The sequence below is a fragment of the Desulfobulbus oligotrophicus genome (assembly GCF_016446285.1).
GTDB lineage: Bacteria > Desulfobacterota > Desulfobulbia > Desulfobulbales > Desulfobulbaceae > Desulfobulbus > Desulfobulbus oligotrophicus.
The window spans coordinates 2,718,211-2,735,523 of the sequence record NZ_CP054140.1; the positions used below are offsets into that span (position 1 = coordinate 2,718,211).

General features: G+C 54.2%; 11 protein-coding genes and 1 tRNA gene. 4 read left to right on the forward strand and 8 right to left on the reverse strand.

Annotation, left to right across the window (positions count from 1 at the left end; translation table 11 throughout):
• Positions 1 to 137: 137 nt before the first annotated feature.
• From HP555_RS12485 to HP555_RS12520, 8 genes are all read right to left on the reverse strand, one after another.
• On the reverse strand, positions 138 to 1,124 hold the full coding sequence (locus HP555_RS12485) for an alpha-ketoacid dehydrogenase subunit beta (RefSeq protein WP_199262910.1): 987 nt from the start codon (positions 1,122 to 1,124) through the stop codon (positions 138 to 140).
• Between the two features lie 3 nt (positions 1,125 to 1,127).
• A complete protein-coding gene (locus HP555_RS12490; RefSeq protein ID WP_199262911.1) occupies positions 1,128 to 2,111 on the reverse strand; it encodes a thiamine pyrophosphate-dependent dehydrogenase E1 component subunit alpha in 984 nt (327 codons plus the stop codon).
• A gap of 335 nt (positions 2,112 to 2,446) precedes the next feature.
• Positions 2,447 to 4,852 carry a Lon protease family protein gene (locus tag HP555_RS12495; protein ID WP_199262912.1) on the reverse strand — a complete coding sequence of 802 codons (2,406 nt, stop codon included), beginning with the start codon at positions 4,850 to 4,852 and terminating at the stop codon, positions 2,447 to 2,449.
• 112 nt (positions 4,853 to 4,964) lie between these two features.
• Positions 4,965 to 6,797, reverse strand: coding sequence for an SLC13 family permease (locus HP555_RS12500; protein ID WP_199262913.1), 1,833 nt, complete (start codon positions 6,795 to 6,797; stop codon positions 4,965 to 4,967).
• A 108-nt stretch (positions 6,798 to 6,905) separates the two neighbouring features.
• Positions 6,906 to 6,979, reverse strand: a tRNA-Gln gene (locus HP555_RS12505).
• A gap of 100 nt (positions 6,980 to 7,079) precedes the next feature.
• A complete protein-coding gene (amrB, locus tag HP555_RS12510) occupies positions 7,080 to 7,886 on the reverse strand; it encodes an AmmeMemoRadiSam system protein B (RefSeq protein ID WP_199262914.1) in 807 nt (268 codons plus the stop codon).
• A 46-nt stretch (positions 7,887 to 7,932) separates the two neighbouring features.
• Positions 7,933 to 9,396: a cysteine--tRNA ligase gene (cysS, locus tag HP555_RS12515; protein ID WP_199262915.1), complete on the reverse strand. Its 1,464-nt coding sequence runs from the start codon at positions 9,394 to 9,396 to the stop codon at positions 7,933 to 7,935.
• A gap of 109 nt (positions 9,397 to 9,505) precedes the next feature.
• Complete coding sequence (locus tag HP555_RS12520) at positions 9,506 to 10,735, reverse strand: AmpG family muropeptide MFS transporter (protein WP_199262916.1); 1,230 nt, start codon at positions 10,733 to 10,735, stop codon at positions 9,506 to 9,508.
• Between the two features lie 345 nt (positions 10,736 to 11,080).
• Between HP555_RS12520 and mutY the strand changes: the two genes are divergently transcribed.
• From mutY to HP555_RS12540, 4 genes are all read left to right on the forward strand, one after another.
• Positions 11,081 to 12,175 (forward strand): A/G-specific adenine glycosylase, encoded by a 1,095-nt coding sequence (gene mutY, locus HP555_RS12525; protein WP_233249181.1) that lies wholly within the window; start codon positions 11,081 to 11,083, stop codon positions 12,173 to 12,175.
• 162 nt (positions 12,176 to 12,337) lie between these two features.
• The gene (locus HP555_RS12530) at positions 12,338 to 13,855 is read left to right on the forward strand and encodes a sigma-54 interaction domain-containing protein (RefSeq protein ID WP_199262917.1); all 1,518 of its coding nucleotides are present in this window, start codon (positions 12,338 to 12,340) and stop codon (positions 13,853 to 13,855) included.
• Between the two features lie 279 nt (positions 13,856 to 14,134).
• Positions 14,135 to 15,463, forward strand: a complete 1,329-nt coding sequence (locus HP555_RS12535) for a M18 family aminopeptidase (protein WP_199262918.1) — start codon at positions 14,135 to 14,137, stop codon at positions 15,461 to 15,463.
• 187 nt (positions 15,464 to 15,650) lie between these two features.
• Positions 15,651 to 17,291, forward strand: coding sequence for a fatty acid--CoA ligase (locus HP555_RS12540; protein ID WP_199262919.1), 1,641 nt, complete (start codon positions 15,651 to 15,653; stop codon positions 17,289 to 17,291).
• Positions 17,292 to 17,313: the final 22 nt, after the last annotated feature.

A 17,313-nucleotide genomic window follows, 5' to 3' on the forward strand; every position in this document is an offset into this window, starting at 1 on the left:
GGCTGCAGTACTGAGGACAAGGCATGAATACCAACAGCAACAGACACGTTTCAAGTGAGATGTAAATCGATAGTATTACTCGAAAACCGTCTGCTCAGGCCTGAGCGACCTGAACAGACGGCAAAGATCAGACAGGCTCAGGATGTACGAACCAGCTCACGCACAGTGGCCGCAACCGTCTCAGCAGAAGGCCGGTAGAAGTCTTCCTGCGGCGGGGTAAAGGGAACCGGAATATCCGGTGCCGCAACACGGCGCGGGGGCGCCTTCAGCTCACCGTGACAGGCCTCAGCCACAGTAGCCACCAGCTCGGCACCAAAACCGCAAAACCGGGTGGCATCGTGCAGGGTGACAAAGCGGCCGGTCTTGCGTACTGAGGCAAGTACAGTGGCTGTATCCAGCGGCAGCAGACTGCGCAGATCGATAACCTCCAGGGCGATTCCCTCTTCAGCCAGGACATCAGCCGCCTGCAGAGCCACATGCACGGCCCCGCCATAAGTGACCAGGGTGACATCCCGGCCCTGGCGGGCAAGACGTGCCTGCCCCAGCGGAACACGCACATCGCCCTCAGGCACCTCATCATGGATGCTCCAGTACAGAGGCATCTCCTCGATGATCACCACCGGGTCCGGATCAAAGACAGCCGACAGGAGCAAACCCTTGGCATCTGCCGGATTGGAGGGATACACCACCTTGAGCCCGGGCACATGGGTCAGCCATGACTCCAGATAGTGTGAGTGCTGGCAACCGGCTGAAAACAGACCGGACTTGATGCGGACGGTCAGCGGGAAGCTGGACAGCCCGCCGCTCAGATACCGCAGCTTGGCCGCATGGTTGATTATCATGTCTGAGGCCAGGGTGAAAAAAGGAAAGTACATGATCTCCACCACCGGCTTAAGCCCCATACAACTGGCGCCGACGGCCAGACCGGCAATGGCGGCCTCGCTCACCGGTGTATCACGCACTCGGCGCGCACCGAAACGCTCAAGCAGCTGATGTGTGGGGAGATGCGGATTAATATTGATAGAGGTACCGATCCCTTCACCCGCCAAAAATACGCCTTCATCCATTTCCAAAGCCAGGGACAGAGCCTCTGCTATTGCCTGACCAACGCTTTTTACAGTCATGTCTTATCCCTCCTGTCCGATGGGCTGAACGTAGATGTGCTCCAGGGCCTCCTCCGGTGGAGGATAGGGACTGGCATCGGCAAAGGCCACCGCCGCATCCACGGTCTGTACGGCCTGCTGTTCTACCGCATCCCGTGAATCCAGAAGGCCCTCTGTCTGCAGGACCTCGATGTACAGCTCAATGGGATCGCGCTTGTCCCAGGCGGCCAGCTCATCCTTGTCCACATAGTGTTGCACATCCATCTCGCCGTGACCATGCATACGATAGGTCAGACATTCCAGAAAAGCAGGTCCCTTACCGGCCCGACACGCCTCCAGCAGCCGGTGAGCAGCGATATACACAGCCTCCACATCGTTGCCGTCCACCACAACACCGGGCATGGCATAGCCTGGAGCACGGTCGGCGACCCGTTCAATGGGACAGTGTTCGTCATGGCCCTGGGCACCGGCCCAGCGATTGGATTCGCAGACAAAGAGCACCGGCAGTTTCCAGACAGCAGCCATGTTCATGGCCTCGTGTACACTCCCCTCAGCCGCAGCGCCATCGCCGAAAAATACACAGGTGGCAGCCTGTTCCTGTCGATAGTTCTGAGCAAAGGCAGCTCCCATTCCAAGCAGCGGTGCAGCTCCGACCACAGTAGAGGTCATCAGGACGTTACGGCCGGGATCGGCCAGGTGCAGAGTGCCGGACTTGCCCCGATTCAAACCATCACGTTTACCCATAATCTCGGCCATGAGTGTCTTGGGATCCACACCGCGGGCCAGCATGTGCCCATGGCTGCGGTGGTTGGTCACAATAACATCCTGTTCAATCATGGCCCGTACCACTCCGGCGGCGATGGCCTCCTGACCGTGGCAGGTGATCTGCATGCCGGGCAGACGGCCCCTTTCCCGGGAGAGTTCTGAAATACGATCTTCAAAAGCCCTGATAAGAACCATGTCGGAAAGCAGGGTGAAACGCAAATGGCGATCAAGTTGCGGTTGCATGAGACGACCTCCTTCAAAGATAAAAACCTGCTGCTTCAAGATGAGAAAGCAGACTCACTATGATCGTTCCCGGCCTGATTGTCCAGAAAAAGCTGGCCTGGCAGCTGCGGACCCGTCTGCCGGGTGATCCTGATCAGGTGCGAGTGCGTTTGGAATGGCGGCGACCCGTTTTCAACGGGTACCCGGAACAGCAGACAAAAAAAGAAAACGTGCAGCCGGATAGAGATCGCACACGTTTGGCAGCCTTGGGAAAATGCTGCAAGTCGACACGTATAAGGAAAACGCGGTTCTTTTTATATGCACAGGCAACAGGTAGACCTGTGATCCGGGTGTGCTCACCGCAGGCGAGGGGCCGGCTTAACATCAACAGCCTGACAGGCCCGGCGAAAGTTCTGCAGGGTCGTCTGAGCAAGACCGAGAATGCTTCCCGGCGGGTAAAGGCCATTTTTGTCAGCCTGGCCGGCAGGCACACCGGTGAGCAACTCCAGACCTTCTGTTACCTCCAAAATGGTGTAGATGTGAAAACGCCCCTGGGCGACCGCCTCAACCACCTGCCGATCAAGCATCAGATGGAGACGGTTACGGTGCGGGATCACGACCCCCTGGTCACCGGTTAAACCGCTGGCCGCACAGATGTTGAAAAATCCTTCAATCTTTTCATTGATCCCTCCCACCGGCAGCACCTCACCGTACTGATTCAGTGCGCCGGTCACGGCAACTCCCTGCTTAAGCGGCAGTCCGGACAGAGAGGAGAGCACTGTATACAGCTCGGCACAGGAGGCGGAATCACCTTCAACACCATGATACTCCTGTTCAAAAACAATGGAGGCACTGAGTGCCAGAGGTGTGTTGCGGACAAAGAGGCTGGACAGGTAATTGTGGAGAATCAGCATGCCCTTGTCATGGATCGGCCCTGACATCTCCACTTCACGCTCAATACTGACCAGGCCGTCCTCTCCGGCATAGGTCCGTGCCGTCACCCTGACCGGATAGCCGAAACTGTGGTCACCAAGATCAACTACCGTCAATCCGTTGAGCTGGCCGACCTGTGAACCTTCAACCGTGATGAGCACCTCTCCGTCAACTATGGCTTCGTGCAAACGCTGTTGCGGATAGTTATGCCGCTCACGACGGGCAGCCAGAGCACCCTCCACATCCGTCACTCCGACCAGTCGCCCGGAGCGTGCCCGGCAACAGGCCGCGCTCTCCATGACCAGCGCCCCGGTCTCTGCGAACACTGCACTCTGCCGGGAGCGATCCTCAGCCGCACGGTGCCCCTGTTCCAGCAACAGAGCCACAGCAGCGGCAGAAAAGTGCGGCAGGCCATGGTCCCGGCACATCTGCGCAACAAAGACTGCCGAGGCCCTGTAAGTGCCGAGGTCAGCACTGAAACGGTCGGCAAAGTCCACCTTTACCCGGAACCGACGGCTGAACTCAGGGTCGATCTCCTGCAGTTCATAGTACTGCCGGCGGGAACCGATCAGCACAACCTTCACCGTCACCTTAACAGCTTCGGGTGTAAGGGAGACTGCGGCAATGGGCGCAAAAGCAACTCCCGGTTCTTCTATCTGCAACAAACCGTTGCGCAAAAACCGGCGGAGCTTTTCCCAGACCAGCTCATCAGTCAGCAGATCCCGCAGATGCAGCAGCAAAAAACCACCATGGGCGCTATGCAGGCTGCCGGCCCGGATACGGGAGAAATCGGTCACCAGCACATCGTTTTCAGACTGATACTCAATGCTGCCAAACAGCGGACGGAACTGGGGATTGTTTTCAACTATCACCGGTGCACCCTGCATGCCGTCGTTATCAACCACCAGATTCACCCGGTACCGTGACACGACAGACAGGAGGGTTTCGTTGGACGATTCCTCTGTTTCAGAAGATCTGAACACCTCAAGATGGGCAAGGATATCTTCCATAACCCGGGAGAGATACGCCTCGAGCTTTTCCTGGTCGTTGCCCATCTGCTGGAAGCAGGAGCGTGTCTGCTGCAACTCACGGTCAAGCAGCGGTTTGATCACCCGACGAGCCAGCGTGGCCAGCGCATCGTCCAGTACACGTTCCATGCCGCGGATCTTCTCAAAATACTGGTTGATCCCTGTCAGCAGCTCCTGTTCAGCCCGGGCGATCTCCAGTCGACGCTCCTTTGGCAGGGCGAGCATCTCTTCGTCCGTCAAAGCACGTCCGTTCTCATCGCGTAAAGTGAACATGATCCGGCCGGATTCCCGGTGCATGGTAAATCGGCGGGCTTCACCAAAGGCCTCCAGTTCGACAAAGGCAAGCGTTTCCTGCTCCTTGTGCGCTTTGACAAGTTGTTCTCTTTCAATTGTAAAGTCCGGACCATCCAACTGCCGCGGGATCTCGGTCAGCAGGGTTTTCACCAGGCGTGCCATGCCCAGACGGAACTTTCGCCCCCACCCTGCCGGCAGGTAGAGGGCCAGGGGGCGCTCCGGTACCTCAAAATTGTGCAGATAGCAAAGATCCGGCGGCGTCGGTTGCCCGGCGGCAACGGATCGCATGGCCTCCTCAAGTAACGAAGACCGCCCGCTGCCGACCTCACCCAGGACAAACAGGTTGTAATCGGCCTGCGCCATGCCCAGACCGAAATAAGCAGCGGTTTGCGCCCGCTCCTGACCGATCCATGGGACCATCTGGTTCAGGAGTTCAGAGGTATCGGAAAAGCCAAGTATGGCAGGATCGATGACAAGACAAAGTTCGGAAGCAGTCAGGGTATTCATCAGCTCACATCTTTCCATAGTGGTTGTCCCGGTTTACCTTGAAAAATCTGTGGCCATCGTGCAGCCTGAGCGCCACGCATGATCATCGCGTTTTACCAGAGCCGGTCGGCAACTAACGAAGATACAAAAGCCAGGACAGGAGCACCGTTGTCACCAGGGATAACAGTAACAGTGGGATTCCCACCTTGGCATAATCGGCAAACTGATACCCGCCCGGCTCACGGACAATCATATTGACCGGTGAACCCAAAGGAGAAACAAATGCCGCAGAGCAGGCAATGGCCACGGTCATGGCACAGGCCTGGGGAGAGATGTTAAGAGCGAGCCCGATATCTATCGCCATGGGGGCCATCAGTACCGCAGTGGGGGTGTTGGAAAGAAAGAGACCGATCACGGCAGAGATCAGAAAAAGTACACCCAGGACCAGCAGCGGTGAACTGGTGCCGAACAGGGTGAGCAGGTACTGGCTGATCTGGGCGATAATGCCGGTTTTCTGCAGAGCCAGGGCCAGGGGCAGAATACCGGCAATAAGGATAACCGTCTGCCAGTCAATCACCTTACAGCAGGTATCAATCTTGACACAACGGGTCAGGACAAGAGCTGCCGTTGCACCAAGCACAGCCGTCACCGTGGGCAGCACATTAAACACCATCAGGCCGATCATGGTGATGAGGATACCGATGACCAGCGGAGCCCGGTTACGATCGGCAATCACCTCCTGATAATCCTGCGGCAGGGTGAGCAGCAGGTACTGATCCCGGTACTCACGCAAACGTAGAATATCTTCCCATGCACCGCAGATAAGCAGCACATCACCAAACTTGAGGGGGAGATCACTAAAGTCTGTGGTCTGTGTCGTGCCCTCGCGGCGAATGGCCAGGACAAGACATTGAAACTGATTGTGAAAACGAATTTCACGAATGGATTTACCGATCAGGTTGGAATCCGGTGTCAGCATAACCTCCCCGACACCGATCACCTGGGTAAACTCCCGGCGCACCTCCGGATCAATCGCCACTTCCACAACTTCCAGGGCATAGTCTGCGACAAAATCAGCGATCTTTTCGCGGGAACCGATAACCACGAGAAAATCATCAGCGTAAAAAACACTCTCCGGCCGGGCGGGCAGCACCTCGCCGCCACGCTCAGACGCTGTACGAAGGGCAATGAGATTGATCTGATAACGGGCTCCGAGCTGTATACGGGCAACAGATCGGTCGATCAGATCAGAGGTGTGCGTCACCCGCAGCACGGAAATGGACTTGCGCACATCATAGCGTTCCATCAGGTCCTCAATGGAGCGCTCTTGTTTTTGTTTGATAGCATTTCTCCGTTTGGACAAAAGATCCCGTCCCCAGAAAAGCATAAAGCTTACGGCCAGAATAAAGACCACCAGTCCGTACGGCGTAAAACTGAAAAAAGACAGGGGTGTCAGCTCTCGTTCACGCAAAGCATTGTTGACCACGATATTCGGGGTGGTGGCAACCAGGGTCATCATACCGCTGATCAATGATGCCACCGCCAGAGGGATAAGCAATCGCTTATGATTGATATCGGCTTTCCGGGCAACGGCCATAGTGATGGGGATAAAGATAGCGGCAGTGGCGGTGGAACTCATAAACGACCCCAGAAAACTTGCGGCCGCCATAATCAGGACCAGAAGCCTACCCTCACTTGAACCGCCGTGTTTCAGCACAGCCTCGCCTATCCGCTGGGCAATACCGGTATGCACAATAGCCTCGGAAATAATGAACATACAGGCAATAATGATCACCACCGGGCTGGAAAAACCGGAAAAAGATTCGTTCACATCAAGCACTCCGGTGACCAGCATGGTGAACACCACCAGCATGGCGACCAGATCTCCCCTGACGCGGTTACTCACTAAAAGGACAGCGGCCCCCATGAGAGTGGCCAGCGTGATGGACATATCAATATTGGGCATAGTATCGGCAGTGGTTGTACAGATTATTCAACAGCTGTGTTGATTGCTGTCTTTCGAGGACAATAAAAAAGCGTTTAACCCCTGTTCGAGTTAAACGCTGCATAAACGTGGCTGGGGGACAGGGATTCGAACCCCGATAAGCGGAGTCAGAGTCCGCTGTCTTGCCGTTAGACCATCCCCCAGCTGGCTTGAAGTGCAGTGAAAATAGATGGATTTGTACCTGTTGTCAAGTAAAAATCTGTGCCCCGGACGGGAAGTACGGCACCGAAAAAGACAGGGGGCTCAGGATACAATCAATCCGGCATACCCCACAACCTGACTGACATCACCGCTGGCCTCGCCGGAATCAGTATAATGCACCATCCTGGCCTGTTTGGCCCCCAGCTGCAGAGCAACCAGCAGGGCGATGGTTGTGGGGATCACACCGCACATGGAGATCCTGTTCCTGTGTACCGTGGCGTACAGCCCTTCAGGATCGAGCGCCAGAATCCGTTCAATGGCGAGCTGGTCCTTCTGTGCCGCCTGTTTCCGGGTTTCGTAATGACTCATGTCTGTTGAGGCCACAATCAGCACCGGGTTCCGGTACGCCTGCAGAACTGCGGCCAGATCAGCCGCCACCTTCTGACAGAGGGTGTAGGACACGTGCGAGACCATCAGCGGCACAATCTGTAACTGCGGCTGCACCTGCTGTAAAAACGGCACCTGCACCTCGAGCGAGTGCTCATGGCGATGGGCCTCGGAATCTTCACGTATATCCTCTGATTGTCTGAGAATAGCCCGGGCCAGCTGCTGATTGATCGGCACCATGCCCATGGGCATGCGCCAATCCTCAGTACCTAAAGCCAGGGCAGCGCCCTGCCCCCGGTGGTTGGGCCCCATGATCAACACCGTCTCCGGAACCACGACACGACTGATGGTGGCTCCGGCAGTAGCTCCGGAGTAAACATACCCGGCATGGGGCATGATCACCACCATGGCCTGTTCTTTCTCCTCTGCAGTCGTCACCGGTACAAAGATGTCCATCGCTGAGCGCAGATGCTCAGCATCTCCGGGATAAAACCGATCAGCAACAGCAGGATTGCGTATCATGGCATACTCCTTTTTGATTGCGGCGCTGCCGGGCAAAGCCGGTCGATTATTTTTTCACTTCCCAGCTGGTGCCTTCCGGGCTGTCTTTCAGGACGATACGGTGCGTCAGCAGGTAATCGCGGATCTCATCGGATGTTTTCCAATCCCTGGAACTTCGTGCCTGATCACGTTTATCGATCAACTGCTGGATCTCCGCCTCGTCAAGTGTGAGTGCAGCCACCTCCCTGGCCCTGTTCTCGGCAACGACCACGGCAGGATCACGCTGCACCAGACCAAGCACCCCGGCCAAATCACGGAAAACAGTCACAACACCGTGCAGGAACTCCACATCCGCTGCTGCCGGTGTTTCGGGCAGCAGCCGCAGCACCTTGTTGAGCGTCTTGACTGCATCAAAAAGGTGCCCCAGAGCCTGAGCAGTATTAAAATCGTTGTCCATGGCCCGGTGAAATCTGGTCTGCAGTTCCTCAAGACTCTGTCGATCCTTTGCCGGTATGCTGCCTGCAGCATCGGCATCCCCGGCCGGCAGGGCAGTGACCTGTGCCAGGCACTCGTACATGCGCTCAAGCCCTGATCTGGCATCCTGAAGGGCTGTCTCATTAAAATCCAACGGGTTGCGATAGTGGGTGAAAAAGATAAAAAGTCGAAGGACCTCTGCATCATACTGCTTCAGCACATCACGGATTGTTAAAAAATTACCCAATGACTTCGACATCTTTTCGTCTTTTATCGTAACAAAACCATGATGCATCCATACATTGGCAAACGGTTTACCGGTTGCCCCACAGCTCTGGGCAATCTCGTTTTCGTGGTGAGGAAACACCAGATCTTTCCCACCGCCATGGATATCAAAGGTTTCCCCTAAATACTTGTGGCTCATGGCCGAGCACTCGATATGCCAGCCTGGCCGGCCTTCTCCCCATGGGCTTGGCCACTTCGGTTCACCGGGCTTGGCCCCTTTCCAGAGCACAAAATCCATGGGGTGTTCTTTCTTCTCATCCACCGCAACCCGTGCACCGGCCTGCATGTCCTCAAGTCCCCGTCCGGAAAGCCTGCCATAGTCGGCAAACCGTTCTACGCGAAAGTACACATCACCGTTGGCAGGGTACGCCAGCCCCCTGTCAACCAGCTGTTTGATCAGGGCGATCATCTCCGGGACGTGCTCAGTGGCTTTGGGTTCCACATCCGGTCGAACAGTCCCCAGAGCATCCATATCTCTATGAAATTCATTGATAAAGCGTAATGCCAGGCTGGCACTGTCAATGTCCAGTTCCCGAGCGCGGTTAATGATTTTATCGTCAATGTCTGTAAAGTTACGGACAAAGGTCACTCTGTAGCCTCGATGACGAAGATAGCGAACCACCATATCAAAGACCAAGGCTGAACGGGCATGCCCGATATGGCAGTAGTCGTACGAGGTGATACCGCACACATAGAGTTTGACATGCCCCTCTTCGATGGGACGAAGCGGTTCTTTGGTTCGGGTCAACGTGTTGTAAAGACGAATCGACATTTTCGGTTCCGAAGCAGGGTTCTGGTGTAAGAAACAGGAATGATAGACGTATATACTACAAATAGGAATGATTTACCAATGTACTACAGCTGGACAAGAACTCAAACAGCTAATCCATATCCTGGCGGTATTGCCTGGCAACCAGCGGCAAAAGTAGCAGGCCGGGTATCGCCGCCAGGGTGCATCCCAGGAAAAACAACGGCCAGTTCACCATCTCTGCTATCCATCCGGCCGGAGCGGCAATGATGACCCGGGGAACGCCCATGCAGCTTGACAGGAGCGCGTATTGGGCGGCAGTGAACCGTTTATTGGTCAACGATGCCATGTAGGCCACATAGGCACAGGTCCCCATGCCGCTGGTCAGCTGTTCAAGCACAATAGCAATGATCAACCCGGAAACTGAATACCCTACCAGGGCCAAAATCGAAAAGCTCAAAATGCCCAGCGTCTGTAAAATACCGAAAACCCACAGGCTGCGTATTATGCCGATGCGCAGCATGACAATCCCACCCAACAGCCCGCCGATAACAGTGGACCAGAATCCAAAGAGTTTCGCCACCACACCGATCTGCGTCTTGCTGAACCCGAGGGCCAGATAAAACGGGGTGGTTAAGGTTGAGGCCATCTGGTCACCGATCTTGTACAGCAGGATAAACAAAAGTAATGTTATAGCCCGGTCACGGCTGAAGTATTCGACAAATGGCTCCACCACTGCCTCGCGAAGCGTGCGTGGTGTCGCTACTGTCAACGGCGGCTCTTTGCAGAGGAGCGTGGTAACCACACCCACCAGGAGTGAGGCGGCCATGAGCAGATACACCTGATCAAATGTGAAATGATCGGCAAGAATCAGGCCCCCGCTGCCGGACAAAAGCATTCCGATCCGGTACCCGTTCACATAGAGTGAACTGCCGAGTCCCAACTGATTGTCCTTAAGATCTTCACGTCGGTACGCATCAACCACAATATCCTGGGATGCGGAGAAAAAGGTGACAAAACAGGCGGCCAGCGCCACAAGCCAGGGCGTCTGGCCCGGATCGGTCAGACCAAGGGAGGCAACAGTCAAAATCAGGATCAGCTGGACGATCAGCAGCCACCCCCGACGACGTCCCAGAAACGGAGGAATGTATCGATCAAAAATCGGGGCCCAGACAAACTTGAGGGTGTACGGTAAACCGACCAGAGAAAAGACTCCGATGACTGAAAGGTTAACCCCCTGTTCCGTCATCCATGCCTGGAGAACCGTGGAGGTCAGCAGCAGCGGCATGCCGCAGCTGAACCCCATAAGAAAGGCGACCAGCATGCTGGGTGTGAAAAACTGACGAAAAAAAGATGCTGCCATAACAGATCCGATGAGAGGAACAAAACAAAAACAGGCCAGCAGCTTCTACCATAACCGTGCTGTTTGCACAGTAAATTGTTAGCTGTTGATAATTGGTGTGCAGTAAATATAGACCGTGCTCCATGTACAGACAGGGCGACCGGTCATACACGACAGCCCCATCCGGAGCACCTGCCGGCAACCGGATGTTCACCCTGCAGACATGCGCCCACCCGGGGCATCGCCGATAGCCGCTGTGATCCATACGGCAGGAACAGCCATCTCGTGTTACCGTCGGCAGAAGTGAACAGCACATGTCCTTGCCGGTACCGGCTAAAGAGCAACTGAGCAGAAAGAGTATACGCAGTGATTGATATTGAGTTCATCCACCCGCACACCGTCAACGAGATCAGAAACCGGCTTCTTGCCTGGTTTGCACAGTATCAGCGCCCACTCCCATGGCGCACGACCTACAGACCGTATCATGTCTGGATTGCCGAGATCATGGGGCAGCAGACACAGATGGAACGGGTTGCCATGTACTTCCTGCGCTGGATTGAACAGTTTCCGGATCTTGCAGCAGTGGCCGCAGCGCCGGAACAGAAGATCCTCAAGGCCTGGGAAGGGTTGGGCTATTATACCCGGGCACGCAACATTCACCGGACTGCGCTGCATCTGGTTGATAACGGTGCTATGGATATCCCTGCTGATTATCAGCAACTGCTTGCTCTTCCGGGTATCGGTCCGTATACGGCTGCCGCCATCCTGTCGATCGCCTTCAATCAGCCCTACCCCCTGCTTGACGCCAATGTTGAACGGGTCTTTTCCCGTTTGGCTGATATTGACAGTCCTCTTAAAAAAGCCTCGACAAAGAAACAGCTCACAGCCATGGCCGATACGCTGCTGGACCGGGATCAGCCGCGGCAGTTCAATCAGGCCCTGATGGAACTTGGGGCACTGATTTGCACGCCTAAAAGACCTGCTTGCATCTCCTGCCCGTTGCAGGTATATTGCCGGGCCTATCAGGCCGACACCGTTGCATACAGACCACTCCCAATTGCCAGAGATAAAAAAACAGACATTCTCATGGCCTGCGGCGTTCTGTACAAAGAGGATCGCATTTTTATTCAGCAACGTCTGCCCGATGACATCTGGGGAGGACTGTGGGAATTTCCCGGCGGACAGCTCAAGGAGAGTGAAACACCTCTGCACGGTGCTCTCCGGGAAATTCATGAAGAAACCGGCTGGCTGCTTGAACGATTGGACGTTCTGGCAACCGTCACCCATTACTACACCCGATATCGGGTAACCCTCCACGGCTTTTATGGCACACTGCATCCTTCCTGCCCGGAACCGATACTCACTGCCGCCAGTCAGTATGCCTGGGTGCCTCTCAACCAGCTCCACCAGTACCCTTTCCCTGCAGGACACCGGCAGTTAGTACATATTCTCTGCTCTTAATGACCCGGGGATCTTTGTCAACGTCTCTGTTCTCTCCGATGCAACATGCGCTTTTCCAGGATATTGAAAAATCCGAATTATCGGAATACGTTTGTCGGTCTGTCCGGATAATGCTAAGATAAAGAAGGCCGTTTAAACAACACTCACATCATTTCATGCCGCATGTCTGACCAACCAGCCCCCATCGTCAACGCTACAGCCGAAATCCAGCGTCTCAGCACCAACTGGCAGACACTCCTTGACGTCATGCCGGAAATGGTCTTCCTGCTTCAAGAAGACTATCGCATTGAATATATGAACAGAAGTGCCAAAGCATGTTTCGGTGCCCCCTGTTCAAGGCCGGTGGCCGAAAGTTTACGGATTATCGGTGCTAGCTGTCATGAGAGACTGTTACGCTCCCCTGATTTTTTCGTTGATGATAAAGTAATAGAAGCCATGGTCGACAACACGCCCGTGGAATACTCGTCAATGTCTTTTATCGGCTACACCGGGGAAAAGCTGCTGATGTTGATCATGCGGAACATCACGCAGCGCAAAAACTTCGAGCAGGAACTCCTGCAGTTCAACACCAGCATTGAAACCATTCTTGAACAGAAGATTGGTGAACTGCAGGCAAGTGAAGAGATGCGCCACCGCCTCTCCCGACAGGTCAACAGCTTAAAAAACCAGTTAGGCCACTATCATAAGGCAGACAAGATGGTGGGGCGCAGCCGCAAAATGCGAGAACTGCGAGAGATGATTCACCAGGTTTCCGAATCAGATGCCACCATTCTCATCACCGGTGAATCCGGAACCGGCAAAGAACTGGTGGCCAACCTCGTTAAAGCCACCAGTTCACGAGATGACAAACCCTTCTTAAAGATCAACTGCAATGCCATCAACGACTCCCTTCTTGAAGCTGATCTGTTCGGTTATGAAAAGGGGGCGTTTACCGGTGCGGTACAGCGCAAAATCGGTAAATTCGAGGTTGTGAACGGCGGCACTATTTTTCTCGATGAAATCGGTGACATCAGTCCGCGAATGCAGGTGGCCCTGTTGCGAGTGCTGCAAAACGGTGAAATTATCCGCGTGGGCGGCACTGAACCGGTAAAAGTTGATGTCCGGGTCATTGCCGCCACCAACGTTGATCTGGCCCAGGCAGTGAAAGAAAAAAAATTCCGACTCGACCTGTACTACAGACTCAACATCATCAACATTGCCATTCCATCACTGCGTGAGCGAAAAGAAGATATCGTCGAACTGGTTTCACACTTTGTGAACCATTACCGGGAGGCATTTAAAAAAGAGATCGATTTTGTCCCCAAATCAGCCATTAACCGTCTCCTTACCCACTCCTGGCCAGGTAATGTACGAGAACTGGAAAATCTTATCCAGCGAGCGGTTCTCGTGGCAAAGGACAAGGTGATCACAGAAGCCGATTTAATTTTTGACGACGACCCCACGGCTGAGCAGGCTGAAGGAGCTGTTTTAAATATCGACCAGAAACTGGGTGCACAGCCGCTCAAGGATATACTGGCGGAATTTGAAGCACTCATCATTGAACAGGCGTTGTCCAAGTACACCGGCAACGTTGCCACTGTTGCCGATCAACTGCAGATCGGCAAGACCTCCCTGTACGACAAGATGAAGCAGTATGGTCTTTCTGCCAAAAGCATCAAAAAAAGCCGGAAAGCCAGATAATCCCTCCCTGATTTTTTCAGTCCATGCACATCTTCTTCAAACGTTGACCGGACAAGGATGGCATTGCTCGTTGCATCTGCCGGAACAACACCTGCTAAAAAAACTGCTGCACTGCTCCTTTCAGCTTAACCACCAACAGTGAATAGGTTGCAGGCAGACGTGCAAAAGAGTACATCACCTCTGATCAGACATACCCGGATGACGAGATCCTGCTGCCGACCGGCGACACGATCCGTCCTGAACACTTCCGCCTCCCAAAAAAAAAACCGCGTAGCTGCAATGGAACACCTAACAGAGTATCTTGACGACCTTTTTGCCTTTATCCGACACAGCCCCACTGCCTATCATGCAACCGCCGGTGTTCTTGATCACCTGACGCAACAAGGTTTTAAGCGCCTTGATGAAGCTGTTTCCTGGAGCAATCTTCCCCCCGGCTCCTACTCTGTTGTCCGCAATGGGGCCAGCCTGATTGCTTTTACCCTGAGTCAGGATCCACAAGCCGGCATGCCGATGCGCATGGCCGGAGCGCATACCGACAGTCCGAGCCTGAAAATCAAACCAAATCCCGTGCAGGTTCGCCATGGATGCGTGCAGTTAGGTGTGGAGATGTATGGGGGGCTTCTGCTTGCCCCCTGGTTTGACCGTAATCTTTCCATTGCCGGCAGAGTAACCTGGAGCTGCGACACCGGACCCATGCGGTGCAGCCTGATCGATTTTACCAGAGCAGCAGCCATTATCCCGAGCCTTGCCATTCATCTGGATCGGGAGGCCAATGAGAAACGACAGATTGACAGGCAGACTGATCTTGTTCCGATCATCATGCTCACCGAGACAGCCGACCCGCCTGACTTTAATGAACTAGTACGAAAAGAGCTGGTGCGTCTGCATCCGGAAGCGGCCATGGCAACGATACTGGCCTTTGACCTTTTTCTCTACGACCTTCAGCCCCCCTGCCGGGCAGGTCTGAACGGCGAATTCATAACCGGGCCGCGGCTTGACAATTTGCTTTCCTGCCATGCCCTGGCCAGGGCGATGACAGCAGCCCCGGACAACAACTGTAACCGGCTGATCGTTTTCAATGACCATGAGGAGATCGGCAGTCTGTCCAGGTCCGGTGCCCAGGGCCCTTTTCTTAAAAGTGTTCTGCAAAGACTCTATCCGGATCCGGATCTGTTGCAGCGTGTTGTTGCCCGTTCACTGTTCATCTCTGTTGACAACGCCCATGCCGTGCACCCGAACTTCGCAACCAGGCACGACCCAAACCATTTAGTGATGCTCAATCAGGGGCCGGTTATTAAAGTCAATGCTGCTCAGCGCTATGCAACCGATGCGATCACCGCCGGTCTGTTCCGTCAGCTCTGCACCAAAGCAGACATCCCGTACCAGGAGTTTGTCATGCGCAACGACCTGGCCTGCGGTTCAACCATCGGTCCCTTAACCGCCGCAGAAATCGGTATTCCCACCGTGGATGTCGGCGTACCTCAGCTCGCCATGCATTCAATCCGTGAAACCATCGGTCATCTTGACGGTTGGTACCTGTTGCAGGCGATGACAGCCTTTTTTGCTGCAGAAGACACCCAGATCCATTGTCCTGATCCGGGCTTCTGAACACACGACACCGTCCACTGTCTGATAATAAGAATAAAGGCCTTCTATCTGCTAGAGCACTACGAAATGGTACATTTATTTTTCGATCCGGTGAACAAACGTATTTGACAAGTATCAGGGTGTTCAGTATTGGTGATCATCCGTTAGTCTCCGTCATTTTCCCTGTCTTTTAGAAAAGGAACTTCCCATGCCAAGCCCGCTCATCCAACGGACAGCTTCAGCCTATGCATACCCTCTTCTGATCAAAAACCTGTTTCTTGCCCCGGTTGTCGACAACCCTGATCAGGAGATCGTTTATCGCGACCAGATGCGCTACACATATCGGGAAATGCGTCTGCGTATTCATCGACTGGCCAACGCCCTCTCTGCCTTGGGGGTCAAGCCGGGAGACACCGTGGCGGTGATGGATTGGGATAGCCACCGCTACCTTGAATGTTTTTTTGCAGTACCGATGCTGGGAGCTGTGCTGCACACCATTAATGTCCGATTGTCACCGGAGCAGATTCTCTATACCATTGATCATGCTGAAGACGATTTTCTGCTGGTCAACGACGAATTCCTCCCGATCATCGAACAGATCAAGGGCCGTATCGATACAATCCAGAGCTACGTTTTACTGACCGATCTCGATACTCCACCGCAAACGAACATACCGCTGGCCGGTGATTATGAAAGTCTCCTGGCCATGGCAGGTGCTGAATTTGACTTCGAAGATTTTGATGAAAACACCCGTGCCACGACCTTTTACACCACAGGAACCACCGGCATGCCCAAGGGTGTCTATTTCAGTCACCGTCAACTTGTACTACATACACTTGGTAACTTAGCAGCCCTCGGCACCCCGTTTCAACAGGGACGCCTTCATCAGCGGGATGTCTATTTACCGCTGACCCCCATGTTTCATGTTCATGCCTGGGGGATACCCTATGTGGCCACCTCACTTGGTGTCAAACAGGTCTATCCGGGGAAATATGCACCCGGGCCGATTCTTCAGCTTATTGCCCGGGAAGGCGCCACCTTTTCCCACTGTGTGCCAACGGTCATGCACATGCTGATGAGCCATCCGGACTTCGAAGAGTTTGATCTGTCGAACTGGAAAGTAATGATCGGCGGCTCAGCTCTGACCAAATCCATGTGCCAGAAGGCCTTGAGTCGCGGCATCGATATCTTTACCGCCTACGGCATGTCCGAGACCTGTCCGATTCTCACCATTGCCCATGTTGACCGGGATGACCTCAGTGAGGAAGAGGAGATCTCGATCCGCTGCAGAACCGGTCGCCCCATCCCGATGGTGCAGCTGCGACTGATGGATGACACAATGAATGAAGTGATCCATGACGGCGAGCATGTGGGTGAGATAGTCGTCCGTGCCCCCTGGCTGACTCAGGGATACCTCAAAGATAAACGCAACTCGGAAAACCTGTGGAAAGGCGGGTACCTGCACACCGGTGATGTTGCCAACATCAATCGACAGCGCTATGTGACCATTACCGATCGGATCAAAGATGTTATTAAAACCGGTGGTGAGTGGCTCAGTTCACTGGAGCTGGAAGATGTTCTTGGCCTTTATTCCGGGATAGCGGAAGTTGCCGTGATCGGTATGCCTGATAAGAAGTGGGGTGAACGTCCCCTGGCTCTCGTCGTGCCGAAAGATGAGGCATCCCCCCCTACTCCCCGGCAGCTGATCCGTCATATCAACCAGTTTATTGAGAAGGGACTGCTTTCTAAGCAGGCCATGTTGCTCAAAGTGAAGATCGTTGCAACCATTGATAAAACCAGTGTCGGCAAGACCGATAAAAAGACACTTCGTCTCAAGTATCTGGAATAATCCTCCACGCACACCGTCAACC

Excerpts from the sequence above, each read along its gene's own strand:
- HP555_RS12500 (WP_199262913.1), bottom strand. The coding sequence starts at position 6,797 with ATGCCCAATATTGATATGTCCATCACGCTGGCCACTCTCATGGGGGCC.
- HP555_RS12535 (WP_199262918.1), top strand. The coding sequence starts at position 14,135 with ATGGAACACCTAACAGAGTATCTTGACGACCTTTTTGCCTTTATCCGA.
- HP555_RS12485 (WP_199262910.1), bottom strand. The coding sequence starts at position 1,124 with ATGACTGTAAAAAGCGTTGGTCAGGCAATAGCAGAGGCTCTGTCCCTG.
- HP555_RS12540 (WP_199262919.1), top strand. The coding sequence starts at position 15,651 with ATGCCAAGCCCGCTCATCCAACGGACAGCTTCAGCCTATGCATACCCT.
- HP555_RS12495 (WP_199262912.1), bottom strand. The coding sequence starts at position 4,852 with ATGAATACCCTGACTGCTTCCGAACTTTGTCTTGTCATCGATCCTGCC.
- HP555_RS12490 (WP_199262911.1), bottom strand. The coding sequence starts at position 2,111 with ATGCAACCGCAACTTGATCGCCATTTGCGTTTCACCCTGCTTTCCGAC.
- amrB (WP_199262914.1), bottom strand. The coding sequence starts at position 7,886 with ATGATACGCAATCCTGCTGTTGCTGATCGGTTTTATCCCGGAGATGCT.
- HP555_RS12520 (WP_199262916.1), bottom strand. The coding sequence starts at position 10,735 with ATGGCAGCATCTTTTTTTCGTCAGTTTTTCACACCCAGCATGCTGGTC.
- HP555_RS12530 (WP_199262917.1), top strand. The coding sequence starts at position 12,338 with ATGTCTGACCAACCAGCCCCCATCGTCAACGCTACAGCCGAAATCCAG.
- cysS (WP_199262915.1), bottom strand. The coding sequence starts at position 9,396 with ATGTCGATTCGTCTTTACAACACGTTGACCCGAACCAAAGAACCGCTT.